Genomic DNA, 10,967 nt, shown 5'->3' with positions numbered 1-10,967 from the left:
CAGCAATAGAAATCGGAAACTGTTTAGAAAAGACTGAATTTTCTACATTGTTTCCCTCACTTTCAGAAACCATTTCAACTTATAAAACATGGTTAAAACAAGCAAAACCGATCTATCAAAAGCTTTGGAATGGTCAATATTATCAGCTTGATAGTGAGAGTGGTTCCGATGTTGTGATGGCCGATCAACTCTGTGGTCAATTTTATGTTAAACTGTTAGGATTAGAAGATATTGTTGCCCCAGAACGAACCATTTCAGCCTTACAAACGATTTATCAATCTTGTTTTCAAAATTTCCATCACGGTCAATTAGGGGCTGCTAATGGCGTTAGACTAAATGGCGAACCTGTTAACCCTAATGATACTCATCCGTTAGAAGTTTGGACGGGGATTAATTTTGGGTTAGCGGCGTTTTTAATTCAAATGGGAATGAAAGAGGAAGGGTTTAATTTAGCCGAAGTAGTGGTGAAACAAATTTATGAAAATGGCTTACAATTTCGCACTCCTGAAGCTATTACCGCAGCCGGAACCTTTCGGGCGAGTCATTATCTCAGGGCGATGGCAATTTGGGCGATTTATGTTGTTTGTGGGTAAAGGATCACAAAATTCTTGGAATTAGCGATCGCAATCATTATTACTTTAGCACGATAGAGACAGGATTTCAACCCCCACACTCGCAATTCTTGTCATTTTTGCGATCGCTTTATTTTTTCCCAATCAGACAATTGAAATGTGAGCATTTAGCTGATGGGGTGCTAGATAGACCTTACAGGACGAACCTCTACTTCAACGTGATGGGGTTCTATTCTGTATGCCTTCAGAATTTTTTTGACTAACTTTAGTACATCCTTCGCGGATAGATTTAATTCTACATAAAGATTGGTATTGATTTTACCAGCGCACGTCAAATCTGACTGTTTTTTGGAAAAATAATTTCTTGTGCGACCAATAAACTCTTTTCGATTTGGAAAGCTTAATATAATCTCTTTATCTAGTTTGTACAATATAAAGCATAAATCTCGTAAAAAATATCTCCAACTGTTAACCTCATATTCATTCTGCTTGAACCTAAATAATGTAGGTTTAAAGTAAGTAACGTCAACGGACTGATCTAAGGTAAATACCTTAGATATTTCTAGGGGGTTGTTGAGTTGACTGGGTTCAAGGAATTGATCATCATTTTCCCAATCAAATTCCGAATCATTATTATTCTCATCATCCCAATCATCCTCGTTTTCAAGTTGGGTAATATATTCTCGAATATGGTTTCTAATTATATCCAAAGCTTGGGTGTTCTCAGAGAGTATAGTGCTTTTTTCAAAACACCTCTGTTTGAGTAGAGTCGCAGCTTCATCTAGAATACAAGACTGTAGGCTTTCAATAGCATCATCTAGGATTGATAAAGCATCTTTTATTTCATCAAGATGTGTTTCGTATTTATCATCCTTCAAGGTTTCTATAAATTCATCGCTGATAATTTTTTTATCCACCAGGTCTCCTGCGCCAACCCGTCTCTCGTTAACCAACATTAATTCTAGCATAAAACGTTATAGATGACGCTCCTATCAATCAACATTTGTTGTAACAAAATTGATAAGAATATAGTTTGCAGGCATACTGTACAGCGCAGTTCAGGTTAAATTTGAGATTTCAGGTAGTTAATCAAAGATGTACATGAAAGCAATAAAAACTTTGCATTGTGAGTTGAATGAAGTACAGTACAGACTAAAAAACCCGGTTTCTTCTACCGTGCGCGGAAAATTGGCGATGTGTATTGTTCAAGAAACCGGGTTTTTGGCGTGGTACCTCCAGACTAAAAAACCCGGTTTCTTCTACCGTGCGCGGAAAATTGGCGATGTGTATTGTTCAAGAAACCGGGTTTTTGGCGTGCTATATATAATTTATAATTTATAATTCATAATTCTGTTAAGAATCATTGGCAAACCCAACGGCTTCTATGGCGGCTTCTAAGGCAATTTCAAGATGAGTCCAATGGGTACCCCCTTGACAAAACACAATATAAGGTTCTCTTAACGGCCCATCAGCCGATAATTCTGAAGTGCTACCATCAATAAACGTACCACCAGCCATAACTAATTGGCTCTCATACCCCGGCATTTCCGCAGGAACGGGGTCGAGGTAGGAACCGACCGGAGAATACTTCTGTAAAGCCCGACAGAAGGCGATTAATTTTTGGGGTGAACCCAACTCAATCGCTTGAATAACATCCCGACGGGGTTCTAAAGGTAAAGGGTTAACCCGATAACCTAACTTGTCAAAAACATAGGCGAGTAAATGGTTTCCTTTCATCGCTTCTCCCACCATTTGCGGGGCCAAAAATAGGCCTTGAAATAACAAGCGATTTTGATCAAACGTTGCACCGCCATGACTGCCAATTCCGGGAGCTGTTAACCGACAAGCCGCCGCTTCCACTAACTCAGCCCGTCCCGCAATATATCCCCCCGCAGGCGCGATAGTCCCACCTGGATTTTTAATTAACGAACCCGCAATTAAATCAGCGCCCACCGCAGTGGGTTCTTGGGTTTCAATAAATTCCCCATAACAGTTATCGACAAAACAAACCGTGTCGGGATTTTGCTGTTTGACGATCTGGACAATTTTCTCAATTTCAGCAATAGATAAGCTGGAACGCCAGGAATAGCCGCAAGAGCGCTGAATTAGGACTAAGCGTGTTTTAGAGGTAATACCAACTTTTAAACTTTCCCAATCTATTTTTCTATCTAATTGCAGATCTATTTGACGGTAAGAAATGCCATACTCAAGAAGTGAACCTTGACTTTTGCCTCGTAAACCAATGACTTCTTCTAGAGTGTCATAGGGAGCGCCAGCAACAGCTAGCATTTCGTCCCCTGGACGCAAAACACCGAACAAAGCACAGGCGATCGCATGAGTCCCAGAGACAAACTGGACTCGGACAGCAGCAGCTTCGGCTCCCATGATTTCCGCAAACACTCGATCAAGCGTTTGACGGCCCAAGTCATCATGGCCATAGCCTGTAACTCCTGCAAAATGGTGGGTTCCGACCCGATGTTGTCGAAAAGCATCTAAAACTCGTTTTAGATTTTGCTTGACCTGACCATCGATTCCGGAAAAGATCGTAAATAGTGCCTGCTTTGCTTCATCTAGTTGTAAAATGCTACTGCTCATCACCGAACTCGCCTAACCGCGTGAGTGGTGCTTATTATGACGCAAATAGGACAGACTCGTAAAGAAAGCTCAGATTTTCATGACGATTGCAACTTCAAAAAAACTTAATCCCGAATGGAAAGTTATCATCTTTATGGTAATTCTCCACGTCGGCGCACTTTTTGCATTACTTCCGAGTAATTTTAGTTGGGCTGCGGTTGGAATTGCAGTCTTTTTACACTGGGTAACAGGGGGCTTGGGAATTACTCTAGGTTTTCATCGCCTTGTGACTCATCGCAGTTTTGAAACGCCGAAGTGGCTTGAATATTTTCTCGTGTTCTGTGGCACTTTAGCCTGTGAGGGTGGAGTGATTGATTGGGTGGGTTCACACCGGATGCATCACCTTTACTCTGACCATGAGTTAGATCCCCATGACTCTAACAAGGGTTTTTGGTGGAGTCACATGGGTTGGATGCTGTACGCTCGTCCGCCAAAAGCTGACATTGATCGCTTAACTCAGGATATCGGCAAAGATCCGGTTTATCAATTTTGTCAAGACTATTTCATTCTCGTTCAGTTTGCTTTAGGGGGTCTGCTTTTCCTCTTGGGCGGCTGGCCTTTTGTGGTTTGGGGAGTGTTTGTGCGGATTGTCGCCGTGTTCCACTGCACTTGGTTTGTTAACAGTGCAACCCACAAGTTTGGATACCGCACGTTTGATTGTGATGATGCTTCTACCAACTGTTGGTGGGTGGCTGTCCTGACTTATGGTGAAGGTTGGCACAATAACCATCACGCTTACCAGTATTCTGCTCGTCATGGTTTGCAATGGTGGGAAATTGATCAGACCTGGATGACGATTCAACTTTTACAAGCGTTGGGTTTAGCCAAAAAAGTTAAATTAGTCCCAACGACGAAGTAAGGCTGAGTACACTATTCGCTAAGACTGGGAGCTGGGGACAGTTGAATCTTGAATGAACAACATGAATCGTTATTTTTTCCCCTCTCCCTTGGGGTTTTTTTAGCTAAAAGTTGGGATTTCCCTGGACGATATATTTGACGGTTGTTAGGCTTTCTAAGCCAATTAATCCGCGCCGATATCCCACCTGATTGGACATTCCTAAAAAGATCGCATCCCCTCGATTGTGATGGCGTGAGAATCGCGGAGAAGCATTGATAAAGGTTAAGGCACTGTTGACATCTAAGGCAAATTGACGGCTCTCGCTATAGGATTCGGTTGCCAAGCAGTTGCTATGACCACTACTATATTCGTTCATCCAGGCGATCGCTTCTTCTAGACTGTCTACTCCTTTAAAAGCGATGGTTTTATTGAGGTAGGGTTGTGACCATTCTGAGGGTTCAGCCAGGGTTAGCTCGGGAAATTGTTGGACGAGGAGTTCGTCTCCTTTGAGTTCAAATCCTTCTTCACGCAGATTGTTCCAAAGTCTGACTAAGGATGAACCCTTCTGGTTGGGATCGATTAATACTTTCTCGATCGCATTAACGGGGTCAGGTTTGCTTTGATGGCTATCCAAGATCATCCATCGCGCCATTTCCACGTTGGCCGTTGCTGACCAATACAGATAGCAGTTCCCCATCGCCGAACGCAAAACAGGAACAGTCGATTGATTGACCACTTGCTGCACCAAATGGGGCCGACCATAGGGAATGATCAGATTAATATATTGGTCTTGAGTCACTAAGTCTTGAATGCTGGCTTCCTGTTCGGCGGGAAAGGCTTCTAAACAGCCTATAGGCATACCTTCTTCTTCGATCGCCGACTGTAAAGCTTGAGTGATCACTTGGTTGGAATAGTTCGCTTCACTGCCACCGAGTAAAATTAAACTATTAGCCGTTTTCATGCACAGTCCTGCCGCGATTGCACCCAATTCGGGAAAGGCTTCATACACTAACCCCACCACCCCAATCGGAATCAGTTGATAGTAGGTCTGACCCTGTTCGAGTTGATAGGAAACTCCGATGACTCGTCCGATGGGATCAGGAAGTTCTCCCAACCGTTTCAAGATTTGTACCGTTGTTTCTAGCCTTTCAGGAGTCAGCTTTAACCACTCACTCACACATTCTGAAATACCCAGTTCTCGACTGGCTTCTAAGTCTAGGGTGTTTGCTTCTAAAATATCGTTTTGCCTTTTTCTAATGGCTTCAGCCATAGCCCGTAAGGTACGGCTACGATGTTCTCCTTTCGTCTTTGCTAGTTGTATACTCGCTGTATAGGCACGACGAATAGGGTTCGTCGGCGGGGGTGAAGCACTAAAATCATCAATTATCATCTTCGCTCACCGTCTGTAAGCAAGCCAGACCATCAATGCTGGCAACATTGCCAACATTACCGCAACCATTGCCCAAAGTATAATATTGGGTCCCGGTGAATACAATGCCAAAGGTAGCCAAATTACCAATGGCACTAAGAGCATTCCTAAAGCTAGGGGTAAGTAATGAGTCCGAAAACCCGGACTGGCTCGATGCCACTGATGACCTGTCCAATGCCATGCTTGTTTATAAGGATAGTGGGTTGAGAGTTGTTCTAGAGAGTAACCGCTCTCATCTACAACAAAAATTTGCTGACAGCGATCGCAGCCAAAGGCTTCTGTCAGCGTGATCGGAACTAAGTGACCCTTCCGCCGACAGGGGCAAGGGTAATCACCGTTTAACTCGATTTTCTGGGCTTTCTGAGATGGCACAAGCAGTTATCAGATAAAGCGTTTAAGAATTACGGATTTTAAATACAGACTTAATGAATCATACTGACCAACTCAGTCTTGTCAATTTCGTAAGTTTTTAGATTTTCATGGATTTTTCCCTAGAGTTGAAACGCTAGACTGTCTCCCTGACATCAGTATTGACTCGACAGAAGTTGAGAGTTGATTAAATATCATACAAGAGAATTTTATTCCCTTGCACTCCTTATTTCCGATGATAACAGCAATCCTATAGCCTATTTGCTGCTTTTTTAAGCTTTATATTCTTTTAGTAAGCGGGTGATGGGATTCGAACCCACGACATCAACCTTGGCAAGGTTGCGCTCTACCACTGAGCTACACCCGCAATATTGCTTGACTCTTTCTAGGATTCCACAAAAAACTCAGTTTGTCAAGCAACTTTTCAAATTTTTTCCTGAACCGGGTTGATTTAGTAGGAGGGTTCCTTTGACTACTCCCCCGAATTAATTCGGGGGAATCCCCGTAGGGTATTTCTGAACTTCTGACGCCGAAAATTGTCAGACTCATAGGCCAAGTCAAATCGCCTCTAACACACCAAACAAGTTGGATAGTTTACTTTTTTAGCTTGAAGACTTTCTTAACTTCCAACACAGAGCCAATTCGGTACGCTCAGTTTCCTGCCGTTGCTGTATCTCGGAGCCATAATGCAATATTACGCTTTCGGATTGCCGGGGTTTCTCCGTACTAGGAAAACTTCAACACGCAGTTGGTACAGTTTTACTTGTCATTTCTTTACTATCTTACAGCAACTAAAGTGGCTCGTGTCGTCTTTCCGCCCCTGAATAAATTCAAGGGGCTACCAGCCTACCGGACTTCCTCCCGTGTATTGATCGAAGGTTCCGCCGCGATCGCCCGACTCGCTCCCCCCGGTAACATTCCTCCTGCCGAAGAATGATTTCCATAGCCATCAGCCGCCCCATGAATTTGGCGCATCAGACTCGCCATTTCCAGGGCATTCATTGCATATTCCCATCCCTTATTACTCTTAATTCCTGCTCGTTCTAGGGCTTGCTGCATGGTGTCTGTTGTCACCACCCCAAAGATCACCGGAGTACCCGTTTGAAATCCCGTCGCTGCGATGCCTTTTGAGACTTCTGCCGCCACATAATCAAAGTGAGGAGTTTGTCCTTTAATCACGGCTCCCAAACAGATAATCGCATCGTAGCGCCGACTCAGGGCTAATTGATGCGCCACTAAGGGAATCTCAAAACTACCCGGAACCCAGACATAATCAACTTGCGTTCCTTGAGGATCGGCATCTACCCCATGCCGCTTGAGACAATCTTGACAGCCTTCTAACAACTTACTGGTAATTAAGTCATTAAAACGACCAATAACAATTGCAAACTTGAATGAGTCAGTTTGAGTAAAATTTCCTTCAAAAACGGTCATGCCTGTGATCCTCTCTTTCTGTGGCCAGGGTCAGAGGTTCGACAATTCAGCCCTAATTTTTGTGAATAACCTGAGCCTCTAACCCAATCTCTCAATTAAACCACTAAGTAGTTTAAGACTCCAACCAGAAGCACTAAGGCGATCCAGAGTCCTGAACCAATATACAACAGAGGCTTAGACTGACTCCAATTTTGTGGAGAAGCGTAGGCAAACGGAACACCAACAACCATGATAAACGAAAGAATCACCAAGGCGGCTAAAAAAAATTGAAACAGAATTGTTAACATCTTGTTCTCCCAAACAACGAACAAATAGTAAGTACAACGACGGTACGAGAGCGGATACCCAGCTTTAAATGACTCTCATATAGTTAAGCTACCAGAAAACACCTCTTCTCGGAAGCAGTTGTTCTGGCAACTTTACTGACAAACCCTCAACGTTCGCCAAGTTCCTGCTAGATTTAGCTTTTGATCTGATCTAACCTTTGAGCAGCTTGGGCTACAGCTTCAACTTGATCACTGGCGAGTTGCTTGAGCGTTTCTTCGGCTTCTGGGGAAGCACCTAAATGAACTAAAGCTTGAGCAACCCGATGTCGGATCTGCCAGTCTGGATCACCAGCATAAGGAAGCAGTAAAGGAATTGCTCGCCGATCCCCAAGTTCTCCCATTGCGCCGATAGCAACGGTTCGGATCAGGTCATTGTCACCTTTAAGGGCATCTTCTAGCAATTCAAATCCCCTTGGTTCTCCCAGTTCAGCCAATGCTGCCACAATACTCAATTTAATCAACCATTCTGAAGTATTATGATAAACTTGCTCTAACTCATCAAAGGCTTCACGCAATTTGAGTCCTCCAATCGCATCGGCTGCTGCCGCCTTGACATCGGCTTCTGGATCTTGGAGTAAGCATTCTCGTAAGAGTTGTAATGCACGAGTGCGATCTTGCTCGCCCAAGGTCGATAATTGACTCACAGCCGCATAGCGGACTCGGGTATCTCGATCCGCAACAGCCGATTGAATCAGAGCAAAAGCCGTTTCGGGTTCTAGCTGACGGAGTTGATTGACTCCACGTAAGCGATCGCCTAAATCTTCTGAACTGAGCAACTGTTGAACGGACTCTGGAGTAATGCTCATGTTGTTAAAAGGTTTTTTCTCAAGGTTTGGCGTTTTTTATAAATTCCTATTGACTTGGCCAAGGTCTTCAAATTTAACCTCAGTCTTCGGGTTGATTTGAGACTTCAAATCTTATCATCTTTTGTGGGTGAAGCAGAAACCTAGATTGTCAAGTCTAGGAATCCCTCGCTAAAAGCGACGGGAGGATGTCAACTAGAAGACGCAATAGCCAAGGAATCGTCAACTGGCTGCCATCGTGCGAATAATGTCTCCACAGGTGAGAATACCGATCACATTCCCCCCTTCGTCTAATACAGGTAATTGATGAACTCGCTTTTCATTGAGTAAACGTGCTGCTTCTGAGAGAGATTGATTCGGGGTAATCGTTGCTATTTGCCCTGTTGTCATCACTTCTTCAACGGTTTGACCTAGAGCCTTGTGAAGTTCTTTTTCGTAACGGGATGGATTTTCCAGATAAATCACACTATCGAGAATCGTAATATAAGGAGGAGGCGTGACACCGCTTTCCTGCCAGATAATATCAGTTTCCGAGATAATACCTACTAACTTGCCTTCATCGTTAACCACGGGAAGACCGCTAATCTGGTGTTCTGCTAAAATCAGGATGGCTTCTTTGAGAGGCATATCAGGCCTGGCCAAGATTGGGCTAGATGTCATTACGTCGGCGACCGTTTTGGGCATAATCTCAGACTCATCGTTGACTAAACTCTCTTGGTTTTATCATAAAAGCATTACGGCAGTTGAGTCAAAGATTTACGGTGGCGAAGCGTAGAGCAAGCGCATTTTAATCGGGGGATAAAAGCGAGGGAGCAAAATTTATTTGGCAGTGAAAGGTTAGCCATGATGTGGGTCGTTGATATATTCAAGTATTCTTTTGCTGCTTATTTTCCCAGTAGTATCAAACATATAAGAGTGAGTCCACAAGCTAGGCAGTTTTAACAATTCTGGGAATTCTTGTCTAAGAAATCGAGACGTTCTACCCTGAAAAGCTTCAACAACTTGAGCAATTGAATGGTGTGGATCATATTCTACAAGAAGGTGAAGATTATCTGAAGCGACCTCTATTGCTTTGATAGCCCATTTATTATCGTTCTTCGACCGACTGTAAAACCTCTATACATCTCAGCTTTAATGGTTCGTTTCTATAGAATAACCTCTTTCGGCGGCAAGGAATTGCGCCAAATGCACAGTAGCATTTCCGACGGCGTGGTTAAAGTGTCTATATGTCGATTTCATGTTAATAGATTGTAATAGCCTACAGTTCATGTTATCATCATAAAACTATGAAGACACTTAAGTTTAAGTTCTATCAACACAAGCGAAATAGATATCTCAAGCTCACTATCAATGCAGCAGGAGTTATCTATAATCATTGTATTGCCTTGCATAAACGGTACTACCGGATATGGGGCAAACACTTGAACTGTGCAGATCTTCAAAAGCATATTTCCAAATTAAGAAAACGTAACAAGTTTTGGCAATTAGTAGGTTCTCAAGCTGTTCAAGATATTTGTCAGCGCATTGAAAAAGCCTACCAAATGTTCTTCAAACACAACAAGAAAGGAGTTAGACCGCCTAATTTCAAGAAGGTTAAGAAGTACAAATCATTCACTCTAAAACAAGCTGGATACAAATTTTTCAGTGGTAACAGAATCAAGATTGGTAGTAAAGTCTATCAATTCTGGGATTCTCAACCGATTGAGGGAAAAGTCAAAACTATAACGGTAAAGAGAACACCTCTTGGTGAGATGTTTTTATTGGTTGTTGTCGATAACAGTAACCACGCTGAAATCAAGTCAGAGACTAAAAACGGATATGAAATCGAAAAACGGATTAAGTTGTCTGTGGGTCGCACAGATCTTGGCTGCCAACAGATAAGTGAATCCGTTCTTCCTTGTTCTTCATCTGTTTCGACGGGTAAAATCGCGGGATTTGATTTCGGGATAAAGACGTTTTTAACCTGTTCAGAAGGGTTCTCAATACAATCGCCGCAGTTTTTCAAGCAAGCACTCAATGATGTTAAGAAAGCGTCTCGAAGTTTGTCTAAAAAGCGTAAAGGTTCTAATAACTGGGAGAAAGCGAGGAAGCATCTTGCTCGCCAGCATGAGAAAGTTGTAAACCGTCGCCGGGATTGGTTCTGGAAGCTAGCTCATCAACTCACCGACCTGTTTGATGTACTCTGCTTCGAGACTTTAAACCTAAAAGGAATGCAAAGGCTTTGGGGGCGAAAAATAGGTGACTTAGCCTTCGGTGAATTTATTGAAATACTGAAATGGGTTAGCCTGAAAAAAGGTAAATTAATCGTCTTTATTGACCAGTGGTATCCTTCTTCTAAGACTTGTTTCCACTGTGGTCATGTTCTGAAAAAACTGGAATTAAATATTAGAGAATGGCGTTGTCCGTCCTGTTCAAGTGTTAACGGACGTGATGAAAATGCCTCTTTAAATATCAAGAGAGTTGGGGCATCGACTCTTGAATTAGACGGTATAAGACAGGTATTCGCTGCAACTGTTGTTTGAGTTCAGAATCCCCGTCATTTTAATGCGGGGAGTATGTCAA

11 protein-coding genes, 1 tRNA gene and 1 pseudogene are annotated in these 10,967 nt (G+C 43.0%); 3 read left to right on the top strand and 10 right to left on the bottom strand.

From position 1 onward, the window contains the following. Nucleotides 1–593: GH116 family glycosyl hydrolase (locus tag WN50_RS04230; RefSeq protein ID WP_049558023.1), on the top strand; the 593-nt coding region annotated here is incomplete at its 5' end. Between the two features lie 161 nt (nt 594–754). Here WN50_RS04230 and WN50_RS04225 read toward each other — a convergent pair. Together WN50_RS04225 and WN50_RS04215 are read right to left on the bottom strand one after the other, a co-directional pair. Then, nucleotides 755–1,540 carry a hypothetical protein gene (locus WN50_RS04225; protein ID WP_046281381.1) on the bottom strand — a complete coding sequence of 262 codons (786 nt, stop codon included), beginning with the start codon at nt 1,538–1,540 and terminating at the stop codon, nt 755–757. A 385-nt stretch (nt 1,541–1,925) separates the two neighbouring features. Continuing rightward, entirely contained in the window at nt 1,926–3,167 is a 1,242-nt protein-coding gene (locus WN50_RS04215; RefSeq protein ID WP_046281382.1) for a methionine gamma-lyase family protein, read from the bottom strand. A 79-nt stretch (nt 3,168–3,246) separates the two neighbouring features. On the opposite strand from WN50_RS04215, the gene WN50_RS04210 reads away from it, so the two are divergent. After that, nucleotides 3,247–4,065, top strand: a complete 819-nt coding sequence (locus WN50_RS04210; RefSeq protein WP_046281383.1) for an acyl-CoA desaturase — start codon at nt 3,247–3,249, stop codon at nt 4,063–4,065. Nucleotides 4,066–4,168: 103 nt separating this feature from the next. Here the strand turns inward: WN50_RS04210 and WN50_RS04205 are convergent, their stop codons facing one another. From WN50_RS04205 to tnpA, 8 genes and pseudogenes are all read right to left on the bottom strand, one after another. Continuing rightward, nucleotides 4,169–5,434 carry a glutamate-5-semialdehyde dehydrogenase gene (locus WN50_RS04205; protein ID WP_046281384.1) on the bottom strand — a complete coding sequence of 422 codons (1,266 nt, stop codon included), beginning with the start codon at nt 5,432–5,434 and terminating at the stop codon, nt 4,169–4,171. A gap of 6 nt (nt 5,435–5,440) precedes the next feature. Further along, complete coding sequence (locus WN50_RS04200) at nt 5,441–5,845, bottom strand: hypothetical protein (protein ID WP_046281385.1); 405 nt, start codon at nt 5,843–5,845, stop codon at nt 5,441–5,443. 292 nt (nt 5,846–6,137) lie between these two features. Further along, nucleotides 6,138–6,209, bottom strand: a tRNA-Gly gene (locus WN50_RS04195). A 479-nt stretch (nt 6,210–6,688) separates the two neighbouring features. Beyond that, nucleotides 6,689–7,276, bottom strand: coding sequence for a 6,7-dimethyl-8-ribityllumazine synthase (ribH, locus tag WN50_RS04190; RefSeq protein WP_046279454.1), 588 nt, complete (start codon nt 7,274–7,276; stop codon nt 6,689–6,691). Between the two features lie 95 nt (nt 7,277–7,371). Next, nucleotides 7,372–7,563 carry a photosystem II reaction center protein PsbZ gene (gene psbZ, locus WN50_RS04185; RefSeq protein WP_046279455.1) on the bottom strand — a complete coding sequence of 64 codons (192 nt, stop codon included), beginning with the start codon at nt 7,561–7,563 and terminating at the stop codon, nt 7,372–7,374. Nucleotides 7,564–7,736: 173 nt separating this feature from the next. Further along, on the bottom strand, nt 7,737–8,408 hold the full coding sequence (gene nblB / locus WN50_RS04180) for a phycobilisome degradation protein NblB (protein WP_046279456.1): 672 nt from the start codon (nt 8,406–8,408) through the stop codon (nt 7,737–7,739). Nucleotides 8,409–8,627: 219 nt separating this feature from the next. Further along, on the bottom strand, nt 8,628–9,089 hold the full coding sequence (locus tag WN50_RS04175; protein WP_046279457.1) for a CBS domain-containing protein: 462 nt from the start codon (nt 9,087–9,089) through the stop codon (nt 8,628–8,630). A gap of 153 nt (nt 9,090–9,242) precedes the next feature. After that, nucleotides 9,243–9,644, bottom strand: a pseudogene (gene tnpA / locus WN50_RS31795) (IS200/IS605 family transposase). Between the two features lie 47 nt (nt 9,645–9,691). Here tnpA and WN50_RS04170 point away from each other — a divergent pair. Further along, complete coding sequence (locus WN50_RS04170; protein ID WP_049558016.1) at nt 9,692–10,927, top strand: RNA-guided endonuclease InsQ/TnpB family protein; 1,236 nt, start codon at nt 9,692–9,694, stop codon at nt 10,925–10,927. Nucleotides 10,928–10,967: the final 40 nt, after the last annotated feature.

The sequence above is a fragment of the Limnoraphis robusta CS-951 genome, assembly GCF_000972705.2.
The sequence above is the reverse complement of the archived record's forward strand: the minus strand, read 5'-3'. Positions and strand labels throughout refer to the sequence as shown.